Annotated in this window: 19 protein-coding genes; 13 read left to right on the top strand and 6 right to left on the bottom strand. The window is 58.0% G+C overall.

The window, feature by feature from the left end; genetic code table 11:
* Positions 1-12: 12 nt before the first annotated feature.
* Entirely contained in the window at positions 13-1,011 is a 999-nt protein-coding gene (locus J0G10_RS22355) for a LysR family transcriptional regulator (protein ID WP_095048631.1), read from the bottom strand.
* A 90-nt stretch (positions 1,012-1,101) separates the two neighbouring features.
* Here J0G10_RS22355 and J0G10_RS22360 point away from each other — a divergent pair, with 90 nt between their 5' ends.
* From J0G10_RS22360 to J0G10_RS22370, 3 genes are all read left to right on the top strand, one after another.
* On the top strand, positions 1,102-1,728 hold the full coding sequence (locus J0G10_RS22360) for an alanyl-tRNA editing protein (protein WP_095048632.1): 627 nt from the start codon (positions 1,102-1,104) through the stop codon (positions 1,726-1,728).
* An 88-nt stretch (positions 1,729-1,816) separates the two neighbouring features.
* The gene (locus tag J0G10_RS22365) at positions 1,817-2,587 is read left to right on the top strand and encodes a 2OG-Fe(II) oxygenase (RefSeq protein WP_095125212.1); all 771 of its coding nucleotides are present in this window, start codon (positions 1,817-1,819) and stop codon (positions 2,585-2,587) included.
* A gap of 1 nt (position 2,588) precedes the next feature.
* Entirely contained in the window at positions 2,589-3,227 is a 639-nt protein-coding gene (locus J0G10_RS22370; protein ID WP_095048634.1) for a LysE family translocator, read from the top strand.
* Between the two features lie 467 nt (positions 3,228-3,694).
* Here J0G10_RS22370 and J0G10_RS22375 read toward each other — a convergent pair whose 3' ends face one another.
* A complete protein-coding gene (locus J0G10_RS22375) occupies positions 3,695-4,441 on the bottom strand; it encodes a GntR family transcriptional regulator (protein ID WP_220556716.1) in 747 nt (248 codons plus the stop codon).
* A 116-nt stretch (positions 4,442-4,557) separates the two neighbouring features.
* On the opposite strand from J0G10_RS22375, the gene J0G10_RS22380 reads away from it, so the two are divergent.
* The 7 genes from J0G10_RS22380 (at position 4,558) to J0G10_RS22410 (ending at position 12,023) form a co-directional block, all read left to right on the top strand.
* Positions 4,558-5,913 carry a class-II fumarase/aspartase family protein gene (locus J0G10_RS22380; RefSeq protein ID WP_220556717.1) on the top strand — a complete coding sequence of 452 codons (1,356 nt, stop codon included), beginning with the start codon at positions 4,558-4,560 and terminating at the stop codon, positions 5,911-5,913.
* Between the two features lie 72 nt (positions 5,914-5,985).
* Positions 5,986-7,287: a cation:dicarboxylate symporter family transporter gene (locus J0G10_RS22385; protein WP_220556718.1), complete on the top strand. Its 1,302-nt coding sequence runs from the start codon at positions 5,986-5,988 to the stop codon at positions 7,285-7,287.
* 208 nt (positions 7,288-7,495) lie between these two features.
* Positions 7,496-8,269, top strand: coding sequence for an SDR family oxidoreductase (locus tag J0G10_RS22390; RefSeq protein WP_220556719.1), 774 nt, complete (start codon positions 7,496-7,498; stop codon positions 8,267-8,269).
* A gap of 151 nt (positions 8,270-8,420) precedes the next feature.
* Entirely contained in the window at positions 8,421-8,690 is a 270-nt protein-coding gene (locus J0G10_RS22395; protein WP_220556720.1) for a hypothetical protein, read from the top strand.
* Positions 8,691-8,706: 16 nt separating this feature from the next.
* A complete protein-coding gene (locus J0G10_RS22400; protein ID WP_220556721.1) occupies positions 8,707-10,458 on the top strand; it encodes a monovalent cation:proton antiporter-2 (CPA2) family protein in 1,752 nt (583 codons plus the stop codon).
* 34 nt (positions 10,459-10,492) lie between these two features.
* Positions 10,493-11,044 (top strand): DUF924 family protein, encoded by a 552-nt coding sequence (locus tag J0G10_RS22405; RefSeq protein ID WP_220556722.1) that lies wholly within the window; start codon positions 10,493-10,495, stop codon positions 11,042-11,044.
* 70 nt (positions 11,045-11,114) lie between these two features.
* The gene (locus J0G10_RS22410; RefSeq protein ID WP_220556723.1) at positions 11,115-12,023 is read left to right on the top strand and encodes a LysR family transcriptional regulator; all 909 of its coding nucleotides are present in this window, start codon (positions 11,115-11,117) and stop codon (positions 12,021-12,023) included.
* A gap of 223 nt (positions 12,024-12,246) precedes the next feature.
* On the opposite strand, the gene J0G10_RS22415 is transcribed toward J0G10_RS22410, so the two are convergent.
* The 3 genes from J0G10_RS22415 to J0G10_RS22425 all read right to left on the bottom strand — a co-directional run bounded on the left by J0G10_RS22415 (position 12,247) and on the right by J0G10_RS22425 (position 15,023).
* The gene (locus tag J0G10_RS22415) at positions 12,247-12,807 is read right to left on the bottom strand and encodes an acyl-CoA thioesterase (RefSeq protein WP_220556724.1); all 561 of its coding nucleotides are present in this window, start codon (positions 12,805-12,807) and stop codon (positions 12,247-12,249) included.
* A gap of 217 nt (positions 12,808-13,024) precedes the next feature.
* Positions 13,025-13,738: an NAD(P)H-dependent oxidoreductase gene (locus J0G10_RS22420; protein WP_220556725.1), complete on the bottom strand. Its 714-nt coding sequence runs from the start codon at positions 13,736-13,738 to the stop codon at positions 13,025-13,027.
* Between the two features lie 37 nt (positions 13,739-13,775).
* Positions 13,776-15,023: an acyl-CoA dehydrogenase family protein gene (locus J0G10_RS22425; protein WP_220556726.1), complete on the bottom strand. Its 1,248-nt coding sequence runs from the start codon at positions 15,021-15,023 to the stop codon at positions 13,776-13,778.
* A gap of 123 nt (positions 15,024-15,146) precedes the next feature.
* On the opposite strand from J0G10_RS22425, the gene J0G10_RS22430 reads away from it, so the two are divergent.
* A complete protein-coding gene (locus tag J0G10_RS22430; protein ID WP_220556727.1) occupies positions 15,147-16,139 on the top strand; it encodes a GlxA family transcriptional regulator in 993 nt (330 codons plus the stop codon).
* A 179-nt stretch (positions 16,140-16,318) separates the two neighbouring features.
* Positions 16,319-16,906: an HD domain-containing protein gene (locus tag J0G10_RS22435; RefSeq protein WP_220556728.1), complete on the top strand. Its 588-nt coding sequence runs from the start codon at positions 16,319-16,321 to the stop codon at positions 16,904-16,906.
* A gap of 27 nt (positions 16,907-16,933) precedes the next feature.
* On the opposite strand, the gene J0G10_RS22440 is transcribed toward J0G10_RS22435, so the two are convergent.
* Positions 16,934-17,935: an AraC family transcriptional regulator gene (locus J0G10_RS22440; RefSeq protein WP_220556729.1), complete on the bottom strand. Its 1,002-nt coding sequence runs from the start codon at positions 17,933-17,935 to the stop codon at positions 16,934-16,936.
* Positions 17,936-18,141: 206 nt separating this feature from the next.
* Between J0G10_RS22440 and J0G10_RS22445 the strand changes: the two genes are divergently transcribed.
* Positions 18,142-18,891 carry a class II aldolase/adducin family protein gene (locus J0G10_RS22445; RefSeq protein ID WP_220558887.1) on the top strand — a complete coding sequence of 250 codons (750 nt, stop codon included), beginning with the start codon at positions 18,142-18,144 and terminating at the stop codon, positions 18,889-18,891.
* Positions 18,892-18,982 lie beyond the last annotated feature (91 nt).

Raw genomic sequence — 18,982 nt, forward strand, 5'->3', positions numbered from 1 at the left:
TTTTGCTTTGCGCTACAACAACCCTTCGCTTTCGGGCAATTCATACGCCATCGCCGCGTTGCTTTCCCCCACTGATTTGCCCGGTTTGCTCAAGGTCGGCTCTTTCTCCAGGCACTCCACCAGATAGTCGATGAACACCCGCAACTTGGGTGGCAGATAGCGCGTCGGCGAGTGCAGTAACCACAGTCCGCCGTGATAGGACGCGAGGAACGTCCAGTCCGGCAACACCTGCACCACCAACTTTTGCTCAAGCGCGTAACGGGCGGTGAAATACGGCAGGCTGCCGATGCCGATGTGCTGCAACACCGCGCCCAGCCGCACACCGGTGTGATTGGCGGCATACCGACCGCGGACACCTACCGTCACCGCCTTACTGCCCTTCTTGAATTTCCAGCGCGCATCACTCGGGGTTTCCCCAAGATAAATACAACTGTGATTGAGCAGATCATGCGGGTGAGTCGGTATGCCGTGCTCGGCCAGGTACTGCGGCGTGGCACAGAGCAAATGGTCGATGGTCAGTAACTGCCTGCCGGCCAGCCCGGCCGGTGGTCGATCCGTAATACGAATGGCCAGATCGACATGGTCGTCGATCAAATCGACCTGGCGATCCTCCAGCAACAACTCGACATCGACCTTGGGATAACGCCGCAGGAACTCGGGCATGTGCGGATGAATCACGAAGCGCCCCACCGCTTTCGGCACGCTGACGCGCACCAGTCCTTCCGCTTCATGGGTGAACTGGCCGCTGATTTCCATCACCGACTTGGCCGCGCTGACCATTTCCTGACAGCGCTTGAATACCTCCTCGCCGCCGTCACTCAAGCGCAGCTTGCGCGTGGTGCGCTGCAAGAGTCGCGTGGCCAGTGCTTTTTCCAGCCGCGAAATACTGCGACTCACCGCTGACGGCGATGAACCCAACTGCCGAGCCGCTTCAGAGAAGCTTCCGGTCTCGACGACCTTGACGAAAATCGCCATTTCACCAAGCAGCGGTAGCGGCAGATTGATGCTCACAGCGCACAAGTCCTTTGATGTTTGAACGGATTATCACGTTATTGCACGATTCATATAATAAAAAAAGAAACTTTAATAAGGGCATGGAATATGACGCTTCGCCTCTTTTTCCATAGTGATGACCTCAAGGCCAATGTGGAAGTCCTCGACTGCACGCCCCAAGAGAACGAATTCGCCGTGGTCTTGCGCGCCACGCTGTTTCACCCGCAGGGCGGTGGTCAGCCGTGTGATACCGGCTGGATCGGCGAAAGCCAGGTACTGCGTGTAGTGCAGGAACCGGACCGGATCATTCATTTTGTCGACCGACCGGTAAAGCTCGGCATGACCTGCATCCGCATCGACGAACAGCGCCGCCAATTCAATACACGCATGCATTCGGCCGGGCACCTGATCGGGCATTTCGTCCAGGCGCTGGGCTGGATGCCGATCAAAGCCCATCACTGGCCGGATGAAGGCCGAGTGCAATTCAAACCCGGCGACACCGCGCAGGAAGTCGATGCAGAGACCGTTCAACACGGGATCGACCAGTGGATCGAGCACGACCTGCCCCGCCTGACCTCGCTACGCGAAGGTGCGCGGGAAATCGGTTTTGGTGAACTGCCCGCCTATGGCTGCGGTGGCACCCACGTACGCAGCCTGAAGGATCTGGGCACAGTCACGATCGCGTCCCTTTCGCAGAAGAAAGGCACGTTATCCGTCCACTACAACGTGGATTGAGCATTTCGGGCGCTGCTTCAGGCAGCGCCCGACGCCGGGGAACCGCATTCGCAGGTTCCGTTGACTATCGATAGATGGACCTAAAAAAATGATGCTAGACGTCGAGCGTCTCGATGAGACGTGCATAAAAAAACTGGCCAACGAAGAAGTCCTCGCCATCCGCGTCAAAGGCTTTTTGCCTGAGCCGCTGGCCATTCAGATTGGCGACAAGATTCTCGCTCCAGGCTTCGAGGGTTACATCAACGCACCGAGTATCGGCCGCATCGGCATGGCGTTTTACGAGGCGGAAAACCAGCCGCTGCTGATTGAGGACTACTTCGAACGCGCCACCAGCAACATCGCTGAACTGCGCAATCGCTGCGCGCCCTACTCCTCACCGATCGACACCTTGCGCTGCATGCTCGACGAATCCTGGCCGGCCGGCGCGCACCTGGAAAACCTCTACGGCCGGAAAATGTATGTCGGCCTTTCGCGCGTGGTGAAGCCCGGGGTGTGCTTCCTCGCCCATCACGACATCTTCGCCAAGGACGCTCCGGACAGTTTCCAGGCCCGCAGCCTGGAGGCGCAGTTCGCCTGCAATGTCTACCTGAACATGCCGACCGAGGGCGGTGCGTTGCAGATGTGGGACGACGACATCACCCCGGATCAATTCGACGAGATGCGCGGTGACAGTTACGGCATCGAACCGGCACTGCTCGGCCCACCCGCGCTGGAAGTCCGACCGCAACCCGGCGATTTCATCATGTTCAATTCGCGGCGCATGCACTCGGTGACCCCGGGCGTGGCCGATCCGCGCTTGAGCCTTTCCTTTTTTGTCGGCTATCGCGGCAATGCTTCACCCCTGACCTATTGGAGCTGAGATGTATTCGAATTATCTGGGCGAGTTTCTGGCGCTGGCAACCATTCACTTTCTGGCTGTGGTTGCTCCCGGCCCGGACTTCGCAGTCACCATTCGCCAAAGCGTACGGTTCGGCCGATTGGTAGGGATCTGCACGGCGCTGGGTATCGGCGCGGGGATTTCCGTGCACGTGCTCTACACGTTGTTGGGTGTCGGGGCATTGATGCACACCACCCCGTGGTTGCTGACCGTCGCCAAGGTGATTGGCGGTGCCTATATCCTGTATCTGGGCGTCAGCCTGTTGCGCAGCAAACCCAAATCGGCCGTTGAAGGTGAAAAAGCTGCGGATGAACCCGTGGTCGAACAAACCCTGTTCAAAGCTTTCAGCACCGGTTTTCTGACCAATGCAACCAACCCCAAGGCCACGCTGTTTTTCCTGGCCATCTTCACCACGATCATCAGCGCCAGCACGCCCCTGCAGATCCAGGCCTTTTACGGGCTGTGGATGTGCTTTGTGAATGCGCTGTGGTTTGTCGTGGTCGCGCTGTTCTTCTCAAGCAATCGGGTTCGCCTGCTGTTCATGCGCATGGGCCATTGGTTCGAGCGCACCATGGGCGTGGTGCTTATTCTGTTTGCTGGCCGACTGATGCTGTCCTGGTAAGCAGACGCAAAACGCAAAAAGGCCCGCCGAATCGCTTCGGCGGGCCTTTTTCTTTATGACAGATGACACAACCACAAATCGCGCGCATACAAAAACGCCGCTCTGTTGAGCGGCGTTTTTGTGAATATGGAGCGGGAAACGAGACTCGTATCTGGCGTCCGACTCATTGAAATATAAGGGGTTTATTTTCTTGCCGGGGCAGGAAAAGACTCAATTCTGGACTTGTTTTCTGCCCGTATCAATAGCCAGCTACGAATGATCCAATCTACGCTGTTGGATTCTATCTATAGCCAATCGATAAAACTTCCGTCATTGACGATTGGCTGCATACCTCAACACTCGATGCAACGTCTTCTAGCTGGACTCCAATAAATCCTTAATCGCTATGCGCCAAGCTCAACGTATCTAGACCTCTCTCCATGCTACTTCGACCGTTTGAATCCGAAGCCAAAAGCAGTCACCCATTTCTATTTCCGCGAGACCAAATTCTTTTCCCTGCGCATCTGTGTCACCAGGGTGAATCTGTCCTGAGGATGGGTGGTTTCCGACACCACCATCACGGCTCCCTCCTCGTCACGGTACTGACGAAGAATGTTCAGCCCCGGGGAGCCCGCCTCAGCATTGAGGCTTTTCGAAATCTCGGGCGACAGCAATACCGCACGGACCTGCTGGTCAACCACGTCGATGTGTCGACCGAAATGCTGCTCGATCAATGCGGCAATCAGCTCGTCAGGATGCTGTTCGGCCAGTTCAATGACTTCTGAATAAATGTCCTGGGCATACACGTCGGTCCAGCATAACGGTGCCCGTAGGTTTTCCTGGTCGACTCGAATGCTGGATACGCAAAAGTAATGTTCGCCGGGCTCCAGCCCCAATCGCTTGGCCAGCGCAATGTCGGCCACGAAGTGCTGCACGCTCTGAATACTGCGCACTTGGGTTTCGGCCAGATGAACCAGGTCTGAAACCGACGCCAGCGACTGCGAATAGCCGCCCTTGGGGGTGGCGGACTCGACTCGGGTGCCCACCCGTTTGCGCCGCGAGACCAGCCCCTGGTTCTGCAATTGGGTGATGGCGGCACGCACCGTATGCCGGCTCACGTCATACAGCTCGCATAATTCGAACTCTGTGGGCAGCAGGCTCCCTACCGGAAATTTCCCGCTGGAGATTCCTTCCATCAGGTCTTTTGCAACGACCGCATAGCGCGTCTGGTTCATACCTTTCATCAGTCTCAAGCGTTCACCGAGTTGACAGTGTATCAGTGAGGACGTAAGAATTATGTACGGACATAATTAATATGTCCGATAAATAACAAACATATCAGGATTACCCCATGTCCAGCACTGTCTTCGACTCCGCCCTCTTTCGCGACATGTTCGGCACCGCCGAGATGCGCGGTGTGTTTTCCGACAAAGCCCTGATCGAACGCTACATCGAAGTGGAAGTGGCACTGGCCCGTGCCGAGGCACGCTGCGGGGTCATCCCAAGCCAGGCCGCCGAACAGATCGCCGAACTTGCGACCTATGATTCCCTCGACCTGACGCTGATACAGCGCGAAACCGAAATTGTCGGTTACCCGATCCTGCCCCTGGTTGAACAACTGTCGAAAACCTGTGGCGAAGCCGGTCGTTATGTCCACTGGGGGGCCACCACCCAGGACATCATGGACACCGCCGTTGTTCTGCAGGTACGCGCAGCGCTGGCGTTGGTCGAACGCGACATCCAGGCGGTACGTGGCTTGCTGGCCGATCTCGCCCAGCGGTATCGGGACACGCCGATGGCAGGGCGTACCCACCTGCAACATGCCTTGCCCATTACTTTTGGCTACAAATGTGCGGTGTGGCTGAGCATGTTCGACCGTCACGCCGAGCGTTTGGTGGAACTGCGCCCACGGGTAGAAATCGGCCAGTTCGCTGGCGCGGCGGGCACGCTGGCGTCATTGGGTGACAAGGGCCTTGAAGTCCAGGAAGCACTGATGGCCGAACTCGGCCTGGGCGTGCCACAAGCCACCTGGCATGTAGCCCGAGATGGCCTGGCCGAGACCCTGAATTTCCTCGGGCTGGTCACAGGCTCGCTTGGCAAGATCGCCCTGGACGTCATGATGATGATGACCAGCGAGCTCGGTGAAGTGTACGAACCGTTCGTCAAGGGACGGGGCGCCAGCAGCACCATGCCGCAGAAGCGCAACCCGATTTCCTGCGAATTGATGTACGCCGCTGCCAAAGGTGTGCGTCAGCACGCGGGCCTGATGCTTGATGCCATGATCCAGGACTTCGAACGCTCCACCGGCCCTTGGCAGGCTGAATGGATTGCCATTCCTGAAGCGTTCGCCTTGAGTGCCGCCTCTCTCGGCCAGGCGACATTCATGCTCGCCGGCCTGGAAGTTCGCCCCGAACGCATGCGCAAGAACCTCGACATGACCCGGGGCCTGATCGTCGCCGAAGCCGTGATGATGGGCCTGGCGCCGGCACTGGGTCGCCAGGTGGCGCATGACGTGGTGTATGCCGCCTGCCGCATGGCGAACGATGAAGGCACCAGCCTGCTCGATGCGTTGCTCGCTCAAGGCGAAGCGACGGCGCAACTGGATGTCGAGGAACTCAAGCGCCTGACCGACCCGTCCAACTATCTGGGTCTTGCCCCCCGGATGGTGGATATCGCGCTGGCTCGCGAGGGTTCCGTCAAGCGCTGACTTCACGGGGCTCGTCGCTGGTCGAGCCCCTTCTGCATTTTACTCGCCAATAAGAACAACGAGATCGCAGACATGACCATTGTCAACAAAAAGCCGCTCTACAAAGACCTCACTTTTCAAGTCATCGCCGCCATGGTGCTCGGTATCGCCTTCGGGTTCCTAGCCCCGGAACTGGCTACAAAATTCAAAATCCTTGGCGACATCTTCCTCAAGCTGATCAAGACCGCCGTTGCCCCCCTGGTGTTTTTCACCGTCGTCCATGGCATCGCCTCGGCCGGCGACATCAAGCGCGTCGGCAAGGTGGGCTTGCGTGCGCTGATTTACTTTGAAATCGTGTCCACCCTTGCCCTAGCCATCGGCCTGCTGTGGGGCAATCTGCTGAACATCGGCTCGGGCATGCACGACGCCCATCCAAGCAGCGCCACGGCTGCCGCTGCCAGTGCAGCCGTCGCGAAGGGTCACGCCCCGGCCTCGACGATGGATTTCATCTACGGGATTTTCCCGGACAACTTCGTCGGTGCCTTCGCCGGCGGGCAGTTGCTGCAAGTGCTGGTAATCTCGGTACTGTTCGGTTTTGCCCTGCTGGCCCTCAAGCCTGAACGCCGCAGCGTGATCGAGGACGGTTTGAGCCGGGTCTCCGAATGCTTCTTCGAGTTCATCAACCTGATTATGAAGTTCGCACCGCTGGGCGCCTTCGGCTCAGTGGCGTACGCCGTCGGCAGCAATGGCAGCGCCGTGCTGATGTCGCTGGCAAACTTGGTGCTGATGTTCTACGTCTGCGTCGCGTTTTTCATCTTCGTGGTGCTGGGTGCGGTCTGCCGCATCTCAGGCTTCAGCCTGTGGCGATTTCTCAGGTACATCAAGGATGAGATTTTCATCGTACTGGGCACGGCGTCTTCGGAAAGCGCCCTGCCGCGCCTGCTTCAAAAGCTGGAAAAATTCGGTTGCTCGAAGCAAAGCGTCGGTCTGATCTTGCCCACCGGTTATGCCTTCAACCTTGATGGCACGTCCATCTACATGTCGCTTTGCGTGCTGTTCATCGCCAATGCCTATGGCGTACCGATGAGCTGGGAGCAACAACTGGGAACCATTGCCATCATGCTGGTGACTTCAAAAGGTGCGGCGGCGGTGTCCGGTGGCAGCTTCGTGGTGTTTGCTGCCACGGTGACGGCCATTGGTGTGCTGCCAGTGGAAGGCCTGGCATTGCTGTTCGGGGTGTATCGCTTTATGTCCATGGCCATCGCCACCTGCAACACCATCGGCAATAGCGTGGCGACGGTAGTGGTCTCGAAATGGTCGGGAGAGTTTACCGAGCAGACCGCCAAAGCCGAGTACAATCGTGTATTGGGTCGTAAACTCGAGGCTGCGCTTTAGCAGCGAACCAGCCTACAGAAACCCTCATTAAAACATTGCGGTGGGTCAAGATACTTGCCGGTACAGCCGTCGACGGAGGCCTAGGTTGTGTTTGGAAGAGCGTTGGATTGGACTGATTCTATGGATAATCCATCCAGCCAAGCCTGATTTATCCAACGCATATGGGGGCCTATGCTGAAACTCCTTCCACCCGTGCAGGAGATTTCCCATGGCAGACCATTCCATCAAGGGCAAGGTAGTACTGATCGCCGGCGGAGCCAAAAACCTCGGCGGTCTGATCGCTCGCGACCTGGCCGCGCAGGGCGCCAAGGCCATCGCCATCCATTACAACAGCACTTCCTCCAAAACCGATGCCGATGCGACCGTCGCGGCCATTCAGGCCAGCGGCGCGCAAGCAGTGGCGTTGCAGGCGGATCTCACCACAGCGGGTGCCGTCGAGAAGCTGTTTGCCGACGCCATCAGCGCTGTAGGCAAGCCAGACATCGCTATCAACACCGTCGGCAAGGTGCTCAAGAAACCCATGGCCGAGATAACTGAGGCCGAATACGACGAGATGACGGCGGTCAATTCCAAGACCGCCTTCTTCTTCCTCAAGGAAGCCGGCAAGAACCTGAACGACAACGGCAAGATCTGCACCGTGGTCACCTCGCTGCTGGGCGCATTCACACCGTTCTACGCCGCCTATGCAGGCACTAAGGCACCGGTCGAACATTACACTCGCGCAGCGTCCAAGGAGTTGGGTGCGCGGGGCATCTCAGTGACTGCGGTCGGCCCCGGCCCGATGGACACGCCGTTCTTCTACCCGGCCGAAGGCGCCGATGCCGTGGCGTACCACAAGACGGCTGCCGCGCTCTCGTCGTCCAGCAAAACCGGCCTGACCGACATTGAGGATGTGGTGCCCTTCATTCGCCACCTGGTGAGCGACGGTTGGTGGATCACCGGCCAGACGATTCTCATCAATGGCGGCTACACCACCAAGTAAGGCACTCGGCCTATTCCTCGTCTCACCGGAAGCTCGCTGGATGACGGGCACCACCAGCTTCATCAATGGCGGAATTATTTCGCCGGTCGATTGACGGGTTGAGGGAGAAGGCGCCCGGATTGAAGCCCATCAACGGACGAGGAAAATGGAAATGCATGTGCTGATGGTAATAGGCGGTGGGTTGGTTCTTTTGGGCGTCTTCGTCCTGTTCGGCTGGCTCTGGGGCGCGAGCGCCTTAGGCATGGCGCTGGCGGCAAAGGTATTCGTGCCGGTGTGGCTGCTGGTGGCGGGTGTGAACATGTGGGTGGGCGTCAGCCATGCAGGCTACAGCGCGCGCGAGGAGTTTCCAATCCTGCTGCTGGTCTTTGCGCTGCCTGCCATCGCGGCCGCTATTGCGGCCTGGCAGTTCGCACGCACCTGACTTTGAGGACCGAGACATGTCGATCGAAGGCAGTGCGGGTGACCTGACCAAGGTCTTAACCTTGCTGGGTGCGGCGGTGCTGGCCGTGCCGCTGTTCAAGCGTCTGGGCCTGGGTTCGGTGCTGGGCTATCTGGCAGCGGGGCTGGCGATCGGCCCGTTCGGGCTGGGGCTTTTCAGCGACCCGCAGACCATCCTGCACACCGCCGAACTCGGGGTCGTGATGTTCCTTTTCGTCATCGGCCTAGAGATGCGGCCCTCCCATCTGTGGAGCATGCGGCGCGACATCTTCGGCCTGGGTAGTTTGCAGATCCTGGTCTGCGGCCTGCTGCTGACCGGAGTGGGCGTGGCTTTCGGTTTCTCGCTGGCGGTGTCCTTCGTCAGCGGCATGGGCTTTGTGCTCACCTCCACCGCGATCGTCATGCAACTGCTGGGCGAACGCGGCGACATCGCGGCCCCGCGTGGCCAGAAGATAGTGGCCATCCTGCTGTTCGAGGACCTGTTGATCGTGCCGCTATTGGCGCTGGTGGCGTTCATCGCCCCCATTGATCCATCCGCGCCGGCGGCCGGATCACGCTGGATTGGCATCGCCGTCGCGGCCGGCGCGCTGGCGGCACTGGTTGGGGCAGGCATCTGGCTGCTCAACCCGTTATTTCGCATCCTGGCCAACGCCAAAGCCCGCGAGGTGATGACCGCCGCCGCCCTGCTCGTGGTACTGGGCGCGGCACTGCTCATGCAACTGGGTGGTCTGTCCATGGCCATGGGGGCCTTTCTGGCTGGCGTGCTGCTGTCCGAATCGACGTTTCGCCATCAACTCGAGGCCGACATCGAACCCTTCCGCGGCTTGCTGCTGGGCCTGTTCTTCCTTGGCGTGGGCATGTCACTGGACCTGGCTGCGGTGGGGCGTAACTGGCCCATCATCGTGGCTGGCGTGCTCGCGATGATGGTGATCAAGAGCACGTGCATCTACGGCGTGGCACGGTTGGCGAAAAGTTCGCACGCCGACGCCCTGGATCGCGCCGTGCTGATGGCCCAGGGCGGCGAGTTCGCCTTTGTGCTCTTCGCTGCCGCGCTGGCCAACCGCGTGATCGATCCGACAGTCAACGCCAACATGACGGCCATTATCGTGCTGTCCATGGCGCTGACCCCGATGGCGGTGATCGCACACCGGCGATGGGGGCCGAGGACAGGAGTTTCCATGGAGGGGGCGCAGGCGCCCGACGCACTGGCCGGCAGCGTGCTCATCGTCGGTTTCGGTCGCTTCGGCCAGATCGCGAGCCAGCATGTATTGGCGCTGGGGGCCGACATTTCCATCATCGACCATGACCCCCAAGTGGCGCGGGACGCCAGTGACTTCGGCTTCAAGGTGTACTACGGCGACGGCACGCGCGCCGATGTATTGCATGCCGCCGGCGCGCACCATGCCCGCGCCATCCTGGTGTGCGTGGACGATGCGCGGGCCGCCACGCGGATCGTCGAACAGGCCAAGGTGGCGTTCCCCCATGCCCGGGTGCTTGCCCGCGCTCACGACCGCGAACACGCCATCGAACTGATCAAGGCCGATGTGGACTACCAGGTCCGCGTCACCTTCGAATCGGCCATGGCTTTTGGCCGCGAAGCCTCGATGGCGCTCGGCGCGACGCCCGAGACGTCCGAAGCACTCGCGGCCCAGGTGCGCCGCACGGACGCCGAGCGCCTGGCCATGGAGGTGTCGGGCGGCATCTATGCCGGCAAAACCCTGATTCAGGGCAATGCGCAACCGAAGGGCTGATGCGATGGCGATAATCCCTTCTCGACACCCGGCGATGCCGCTGAATACCGGCGAACGCACGACCGACGTGGTCCAATTCTGGCGGGAAGTCGGCGCAGAGCGATGGTTTGACAAGCACCCGGCCTTGGATCAGCACTTTCGCGAACGCTTTCTGGACCTGCACCTGGCGGCGGCCCGACGCGAGGTCGACCACTGGATCGGTGAACCGGAAGCTGCGCTGGCGCTGATGATCCTGCTCGACCAATTCCCGCGAAATGCTTTCCGCGGCACTGGCCACATGTACGCGACCGACCCACTGGCGCGGCACTTCGCACGCATCGCGCATTCGCAACGGTACATGGACGCGGTTGATCCGGAACTGCGTTTGTTCTTCTGCCTGCCCTTCGCGCATTCGGAAGACATCGCCGATCAGGACGTGTCCGTGGCACTCAACACCCGGCTGGGGCCGACCGCCCGCTCCCATGCCGAGGGCCATCGCGACATCATCCGCCGTTTCGGCCGTTTTCCGCACCGCAATCCGCTACTGTTGCGCCAGACCACGAGGGCGGAGCAAATCTTTCTGGATCAGGGAGGGTTCGCGGGGTGATCATCCTACCGTCCCACGGATGCCGATTCCGCGTCCGGGATTGGCACCGCTCCCAAGGTTGAATGCAGACATGGACAAACTCGATCAATACCGCGTCTTCGTGCGGGTAGCCGAAATGGGCAGTTTCATCAAAGCCGCCCATGCGCTGGAATTGCCTCGCGCCAGCGTTTCCGCCGCGATCCAGCAACTGGAGGAAAAGATCGGCGCCCGCCTGCTGAACCGCACGACGCGCCAGGTCCATCTGACAGCTGATGGCACACAATTGCTCGAGCGCTTGCGTCCATTGCTGGCGGACGCCGAGGATGTCGAGCAATTGTTCCAAAGCAGCCAGCGGCAAGTGGCTGGCCAGCTCAGGATCGATGCGCCCAGTCGCATTGCGCGACGCCTAATCGCGCCGGCGTTGCCGGGTCTGCTGCGCCGCTATCCTCGACTGCAGTTGGCACTCGGCTCTGCCGATCGCGCCATCGACCTGGTGCAGGAAGGCGTCGACTGCGCGGTACGTGTGGGGACCCTGCAGGACAGCAGCCTGGCGGTGCGGCCGCTAGGGGCTATCGCCTTGATCAACTGCGCCAGCAAAGCCTACCTGCATGAACACGGCGTGCCGGAGCAGCCGAGGGACCTTGCCTCCGGGCACTGGGCGGTTGGCTACGCCTCTCCCACCACGGGGCGGGAGTTACCCTGGGAACACCCTCCTGCCGATGGGCAGGAGCAGACCAGTAACGTACCTAGCCGGGTCGTCGTCAACAATGCCGAGAGCTACATTGCCTGTTGCCGTGCCGGGCTCGGCCTGATTCAGATACCCCGCTTCGACGTAAAGCACCTGTTGGACAGCGGGGAACTGATCGAGGTCATGCCCGCGTTTCGTGCAGCAGCCATGCCGGTTTCCTTGCTATATCCGCACCGGCGCCAAAGAACGCGTCGGCTCGGGGCATTCATCGAGTGGTTCGAGGACCTGATGAGGCCGCACCTCGAACCGTGATGCGCGTTCGCACTCCAGGCTCAGGTCACGTTTGCGTGACGCGGTTACGCCGCGACAAGGTGGCTGCCCGGGTGGTGATTTTTGCCCCATCACGGGAAAGCTTCACGTCCGCCGAGCGAGGACTCAGATCGATCGACAGAAATAAGCTGATTCTGTTGAAAAAAATAGAGTCGGAGAGGAGTGGTTCGAACACTCGCCCCCATACTGGAGACGCCCCACCATGCTAGCTACGAATCGAGTCAGATAGGCCTTCTTCACTTCGAAGCTGTCGACTCATGTCTTCGCAACTTTTCGACCAATCTGTCAGCCATTTGGGCATTGCTGGTGAGTGCTCGGCTAAACCCATCTCTCGGACGAAGTCATCAGGTGGAATCGTGCCTTCCGCAGAGCGGAACAGACCTCGCATCACGACCACGCCAACCACTCGCTTTTTGCTGACAAAGCGATGCTCGACGAAGCTCCATTTTTCGTCCCAGCCGAGCATTCTGGTGTGAATCTCGAAAGCTTCAAACAGCTTGAGTTCTCTACGAAACTTACCCCACGTGTCTCCAACGATAGGAAATGCCCTGTTACGCAGCGCGACCCGAAATGCGCCGCTACGCAGGACGTAGTCCATGCGTCCTACATCAGCCAAGGTGAAATACCGACCATTAGTGACGTGTCGGTTGAAGTCGAGATCAAGCGGCCAAACTCGCATGCGGATGACAGTCGTTGCCAGCCCGTCGACCGGTTTACGCCAGGGTCTACGAAACAGCAGAAGCAGAAGACGAAACCAGAGATTCATAGGTATACCGATAGTGAGAAAACCGCGCACTTTAAGGGCAGATAAAGTGCAATTGGTAGGTTCGAAAATGACAATTTTTGCTTAAAAAGCACAATGGAGTCAGTCACATATGTTTTTTTGAGCAGAAGTTCAACTTGGGGCAGTTACCTTCTTACCTCAACCGAACCGACACGAGCCGATACAAAGTCACCAAGGAGGAAGGCAAACGTGGTGTCTGCTAAGAATCCGGAGCGGAAATCGGGTGCAATTTCTCATCGAACTCATTGAGTGAGACGAATGAAAGCGCCTGCAGTGTGTCCAGCGAACGCAGGTGCTGTCGATACATCGCTAACTGAGTGACACGTGCTTCCTGGGAAATGTACGGTACGTGATAGGCAACAAAGGTCGGAAGCACAGTCATCCCGGTATAGGCCAACGTTCCACGCAGGATAGGCCGGAGCATGTCGTTGAGTTCACCGTGCACGCCGCCGCTCACCAACATGTGTGGTTGACCGCCGACAGTAATGGCGAGCATGGCCTTCTTGCCAGCCAGGCCTCCCTGGTCGTAAAAGCGCTTTCCGCCATAGCAGACGCCAGAAACCAATACCCGGTCTATCCAGCCTTTCATGATCGCCGGCATCGAGAACCAATAGATTGGGAAGTTGAAGATCACCATATCGGCCTTCAGCAACTTGTCCAGCTCCGCCTGGATATCCGGCGCCAGTGTGCGTTGCGAGCAATTGTGACGCTGTTCCAAGGCATACGTCAGGTACTCTGAATTTACGCGGCTGCCAAAGTCAGCCGCGCTGGCGATCGGATTCCAGCTCATGGCATACAGGTCAGACACTTCGACAGAGTGCCCCTGCTCCCGTAGTTCTTCGACAGCCAGATCTTTCATGGCCGCATTGAACGATTGCGGCTCGTTGTGCGCGTGGATAATGAGGATGTGCATTGGACAGTTCTCCATTGGGCTCGGGTTGGTCAGCCCATCAGCCGGTGATGCCTTTACCGAAGATTGCGCGTGCAATGACTAGCTTCTGAATCTCATTGGTTCCCTCATAGATTTCGGCGATCTTGCAGTCGCGATAGATCTCTTCGACACGGTAGTGCGAACCATCTGCCGCGAGCTCGCGCATAAAGCCGTAGCCACCAAAGATCTGTACCGCGTCGCGGGCGAATTCACCGGCAAGGTTGGTGCCGTACCATTTGGCCATCGCGGCCTCGGGCTCCGGAAAAGCGAGCCCTTCGTCCATGCGCAACGCCGCCTTGAGATACAGGTTGCGGGCGTTCTCGATTTCAGTGGCGCGCTCGGCCATCTTGAACTGCCAGTGTTGGAACTGCGCGATGGCTTTGCCAAACGCCCGGCGCGTCTTGAGCCGCGCGATACTGTGATCAAACAATGCCTGAGCCATGCCGGTCCCACTCGCGGCAATCCCGATGCGCCCGAACGTCAGTGTTTGCAACGCTATCTTGAGACCTTCACCGGGCTGGCCAACGACGTTCGTCATGGGCACTTTGACGTTGTCGAAGTAGATATCCGCCGTCAGTTGACCATGGTTGCCCATTTTCTTGTCGGGTTCGCCAACACGAACACCTGGCCAATTCAACCCGACCACCAACTCGGTCATGCGCGCCCCATCGACACAGAGCAGTACAACAAAGTCGGCAACTGGGGCGTTGGAAATGAAACGCTTGCGGCCGTTGACGATGTAGCCATCTTCGGTGCGCGTAGCGTGGGTGCCCATGGCTTCAACGCTCAAGTCGGTACTGGCATCCGGCTCGGTAGTCGCGAAACTCCCGATCTTGTCGCCGCTGAGCAAAGGCCTGAGATAGCGTTGTTTGATCGAGTCCGACCCGTGGTTCAGCGCATTACCCGCGAGAATGCAGTGCACGTCCACGATGGCGGCCACCGAGTTCGAATGGTAGGCCAACTCCTCGATCATTACGGCAGTCGCTGCGGTGGGATATTTGAGCCCTCGCCCGCCAACATCAGCGGCAAAGGGAATACCGAATAAGCCTGCCTTGGCCATCTTGGCGAACAGTTCGCGCGGGAAAGCTGCAACGGATTCCTCGGTGTGACCAATTATGTAAGCCAGCGGGGCGACATGTTCATCAGCGAAGCGACGAATTTCCTGACGGATAGCCAGAATTTCTTGCGGGATATTCAGGTCGTGGTAAAGGCGATCCTGGTGTCGCGTAACAGCCGCATTAACCGGTACGTTGGAAATATGGGTCATGGTTATCTCTTCTGCACCCTGGGAAACAACGTGATGAACGGTAGGCAATCTGATGGGATGGCGTAATAGGCAAAAACGACGGTAAATATGCGAATATCGCCATTCCTTCCAAAAGGCTCCTCTATGACGGTTGTTGCAATTCTGGGCTTTGATGATTCCTACGCCTCCGTAGTCGGAGGTTTTGCTGACATGCTTCAGGTCGCTAACGCGCACATGTCAAAACAGGGGATGCCGTCAGCGGTTCTTTTTGAATGGCACTTCATATCGCAGAACGGCCGGCCCGTACGTACAAGCAATGGCCTTGAGCTTGGCATGCGGGCGCTGCCGAAGGACCAGAATTATGATTTGGTCTTTATTCCCAGCCTGCATTATCGCGGCTGGCAGCATTTCCAGAGCTTCTTGGAAAAACAGATAGATGTGTGTGACTGGCTGGTTAGGCAATGGCGAAATGGCGCATGGCTCTGCGCCAATTGCACGGGTACCTTCTTGCTTGCCGAGACGGGTTTGCTTGACAACCAAGTTGCAACGACCACTTGGTGGCTGGAGGGGCATTTCCGCAGCCGGTTCCCGAAGGTTGACCTGCAAATGCGCCCGGCGGTGACGGAATCTGAACGCCTCGTCTGCGGTGGCGCACATGCCACTTTTTTGTTGCAGGCGGTTCACGTGCTTAACAAGTTCGCTGGAGAGAGCATAGCTAGGCAGTGCGCCCGCAGCATGCTGATCGATCTGACCCAAACGACGCAGACACCTTTTCAGCCGCTTATCGCCGACAGGACCCACAATGATCCCTTGATTCAACGCGCGCAAAAGTGGCTTCAGGAGCACTTGGTCGACCAGGTGCGCATGACTGACCTGGCGCAAGAGTTGGCCGTCAGCGAACGCACATTGATACGCCGCTTCAATAAAGTGCTTGAGCAGTCACCGCTGACCTATCTACAGAACCTTCGAATCGATATGGCGCGAGCGTTGCTGGAGGCCGGCGACCTGAGCACCGAGCGAATCGCTTACTATGTTGGTTACAGTGATATCAGCTCGTTTTCGCGTCTGTTTCGTCAGCGCGTTGGATTCACGCCAGGCGCTTATCGAGCCAGGTTTCAGTTACCCATGGAAGACTGACTGAGTCTTGTCGCATAGCCTGACAATGGCCTTAGCTACCGAGCCACCAGGTCAGCAAGGATACCAAGCTGGCGGCGCCTGCCATTGAGCGCACCAGCATTCCCACACACACTCATCGACAGCGACTCAGCGCCTTCAGGCCAAAGAAGTCGCATTCACTCCCGTAATTAGGAGACATGATGAGTCATCAAGCCAGTTTCACCCACATGGATGACGGCACTGCCGAAGATTGGGCCATCATCGCCAAACACTTCCCGGGCTTTGCAGCAGAACTGCCTGATCGCATCCTGACCCACCTCAAACTGCTGGATGGTGATTTCGGTGGCTTTCCGGTAGATCGCCTGACCCATTCGCTGCAAACCGCCACCCTCGCCTACCGTGCCGGTGAGGACGAAGAGTTTGTAGTTTGCGCGCTACTTCACGACATCGGCGATACCTTAGGCACTTATAATCATGCCGATATCGCGGCAGCCATCCTCAAGCCCTTCGTCAGTGAGCAGAATCACTGGATGATCGAAAAGCACGGGATTTTCCAGGGGTATTACTTCTTCCACCACTTGGGCATGGATCGATTTCTGCGCGAACAATTCAAGGATCAGCCGCAGTACCAAAAAACCATCGAATTCTGCGCACGCTACGACGCCGCCGCTTTCGATCCCGAGGGCGAAACACTTCCACTGGAGTTTTTCGAACCCATGCTCCGTCGAGTTTTTGCCCGGCCGAAACAATCGCTTTACAGGATGGAAAAATCGGCCGTTTCGTCCTGAGTTCTTTTGTTTTTTTCGACCTGCTCCCTACTGACCTGCCCGATACTCTTTAGGCGTGGTACCGAACCAACGACGGAACGCACGGAAGAAGTTGCTGGGGGCCGAAAATCCAAGAAGATAGGAAATCTCTTGCAAGGGGAGCTTTGGTTGGATCAGGTATTGGCTGGCCAGCTCGCGCCGAGTGTCATCCAGCACTCGATGAAAGCTGGTGCCTTCCTCTTTCAGCCGGCGTTGAAGGGTACGTTCAGAGAGCAGCAGGGCTTGAGCAACCTCCTCGCGCTTGGGTTCGCCCTGGGGCAGCGAACGACAAAGAATCTGACGCACCTGGTGGGTGACCTGACCTTCCGAAAAACGTGCCATATAGTCACTGGCAAAGCGCTCGTGCAGGTGTGCCAGCGCATCATTGGCCATCGGCAACGGAGTATCCATGTCGATACGGTCGAACAACACCGCGTAGTGCTCGGCATTGAATTGAAGCGGCCCGTTGAACGTTTCGCGGTAGGGCTCCAAAGATCGCGGTGGCGCTCCCCGAAAACTGATCAGCCTTGGCTTTAGTGGACGGCATGCCAACCAGTTGCAGAACGCCAGAAAATACGCCAGCGCGCCTTCTGCACTTTCTTTAGCCGACGGCAGACGATCACCGTGAATGGCCAGTGTCAATTCATAGCCATCAAGCTTGGGATGAAAGCTGAAATCAGCTCCCTCGCCGATAATGCGTTGATAGCGTACAAGACTGGAAATACCCTCCTGCAAATTGCAGCTGGACATCAGAGCATAACCAACGACATGCAGAGAGGAAGGGCGGACCACTTTAGCCATGTTCAAGCCGATAGCGGGGTTGCCGGACGTTTCGACCGCCAGTTGCCATAAACGCGTCATATCATCCTGTGCGAAACGCGCATCGGGATCACTCAAAGCCAGGTACGACATACCGAGGCGCCTGAAAAGCTCAACGCAATTGACGCCGCCCATTTCCATAGCCTGAACAATGGTACTGGCCCAACTGGAAGACGTGGTGCGCTCACTCATCTGCTGACTCCAGCTCAATTCAGGTGCAGCCGTTCGACATCAGCGCCTACACTCAGGACAACACCGCTAATAGCGCCCGCAATATAACCGGCAAGGCAATCAATCTGGCTGTTAAGGCGAATTCTGTTTCTATTTTTTTCTCTAGAATAGGGAGGCACTCCAACTAAAAAAAGGTCAATACCGTGAGTATCAATCAATTGCCTAGTATGAAAGACAGGGTATCCGCCGTTGAATGGCAAACCCGTGTCGATTTGGCCGCCTGTTATCGCTTGATCGCCCTGCATGGCTGGGACGATCTGGTGTTTACTCATATCTCCGCTAAAGTCCCGGGTTCGGAGGATTTTCTGATCAACCCCTTCGGTCTCATGTTCCACGAAATTACTGCCTCGAGTCTGGTGAAAGTGGATCTGGCGGGAACCAAGCTGATGGACAGCCCATTTGAGATCAACCCGGCGGGCTACACGATTCACAGCGCCGTCCACGAGGTTCGCCACGACGTCACTTGTGTGGTGCATACCCATACCGCGGCTGGGGTAGCTCTGTCGACACAAGAAGCTGGCTTACTGCCGCTGTCGCAACAATCGGTGTTCGTTCTTGCCAGTCTCAGTTACCACGACTATGAAGGCGTTGCCCTGCGTGAGGACGAAAAAGCGCGTCTGCAGGCTGATCTGGGTAATACCGACTTCATGATCCTGCGTAACCATGGGTTGTTGACATGTGGCGCGAGCATCGCGGACACCTTCCTAAGGATGTTTATCCTGCAGCGTGCCTGTGAAATCCAATTGATGGCCCAAAGCACCAGCGCCACTTTGACCAGGATTCCCCAGCCCATTCTCGATAATGCCCAGCAGATGATCAACGGCGCGATGCGTTCCACAGGCGGCCTGGGCGGCTCGTTGGCCTGGCCGGCTCTGCTGCGCAAACTGGACCAACAGATGCCGGGCTACGACGCCTGAGTTTGCCCACTCGTGCTTCCAACTCCTTCGCGCACATTTACCAGACCTGAGGACACACATTGATCTGACCGCTAGCTCATTATCCATCACA

It is taken from the genome of Pseudomonas germanica (genome assembly GCF_019614655.1).
Taxonomy (GTDB): domain Bacteria; phylum Pseudomonadota; class Gammaproteobacteria; order Pseudomonadales; family Pseudomonadaceae; genus Aquipseudomonas; species Aquipseudomonas neuropathica.

Bases quoted from the DNA above. Each gene is read 5' to 3' on its own strand.
- J0G10_RS22420 (WP_220556725.1), bottom strand. From the start codon at position 13,738: ATGCACATCCTCATTATCCACGCGCACAACGAGCCGCAATCGTTCAAT.
- J0G10_RS22405 (WP_220556722.1), top strand. From the start codon at position 10,493: ATGCCGCTGAATACCGGCGAACGCACGACCGACGTGGTCCAATTCTGG.
- J0G10_RS22440 (WP_220556729.1), bottom strand. From the start codon at position 17,935: ATGAGTGAGCGCACCACGTCTTCCAGTTGGGCCAGTACCATTGTTCAG.
- J0G10_RS22410 (WP_220556723.1), top strand. From the start codon at position 11,115: ATGGACAAACTCGATCAATACCGCGTCTTCGTGCGGGTAGCCGAAATG.
- J0G10_RS22375 (WP_220556716.1), bottom strand. From the start codon at position 4,441: ATGAACCAGACGCGCTATGCGGTCGTTGCAAAAGACCTGATGGAAGGA.
- J0G10_RS22360 (WP_095048632.1), top strand. From the start codon at position 1,102: ATGACGCTTCGCCTCTTTTTCCATAGTGATGACCTCAAGGCCAATGTG.
- J0G10_RS22425 (WP_220556726.1), bottom strand. From the start codon at position 15,023: ATGACCCATATTTCCAACGTACCGGTTAATGCGGCTGTTACGCGACAC.
- J0G10_RS22435 (WP_220556728.1), top strand. From the start codon at position 16,319: ATGAGTCATCAAGCCAGTTTCACCCACATGGATGACGGCACTGCCGAA.
- J0G10_RS22400 (WP_220556721.1), top strand. From the start codon at position 8,707: ATGTCGATCGAAGGCAGTGCGGGTGACCTGACCAAGGTCTTAACCTTG.
- J0G10_RS22370 (WP_095048634.1), top strand. From the start codon at position 2,589: ATGTATTCGAATTATCTGGGCGAGTTTCTGGCGCTGGCAACCATTCAC.
- J0G10_RS22445 (WP_220558887.1), top strand. From the start codon at position 18,142: ATGAAAGACAGGGTATCCGCCGTTGAATGGCAAACCCGTGTCGATTTG.
- J0G10_RS22415 (WP_220556724.1), bottom strand. From the start codon at position 12,807: ATGAATCTCTGGTTTCGTCTTCTGCTTCTGCTGTTTCGTAGACCCTGG.
- J0G10_RS22430 (WP_220556727.1), top strand. From the start codon at position 15,147: ATGACGGTTGTTGCAATTCTGGGCTTTGATGATTCCTACGCCTCCGTA.
- J0G10_RS22395 (WP_220556720.1), top strand. From the start codon at position 8,421: ATGCATGTGCTGATGGTAATAGGCGGTGGGTTGGTTCTTTTGGGCGTC.
- J0G10_RS22380 (WP_220556717.1), top strand. From the start codon at position 4,558: ATGTCCAGCACTGTCTTCGACTCCGCCCTCTTTCGCGACATGTTCGGC.
- J0G10_RS22365 (WP_095125212.1), top strand. From the start codon at position 1,817: ATGATGCTAGACGTCGAGCGTCTCGATGAGACGTGCATAAAAAAACTG.
- J0G10_RS22385 (WP_220556718.1), top strand. From the start codon at position 5,986: ATGACCATTGTCAACAAAAAGCCGCTCTACAAAGACCTCACTTTTCAA.
- J0G10_RS22390 (WP_220556719.1), top strand. From the start codon at position 7,496: ATGGCAGACCATTCCATCAAGGGCAAGGTAGTACTGATCGCCGGCGGA.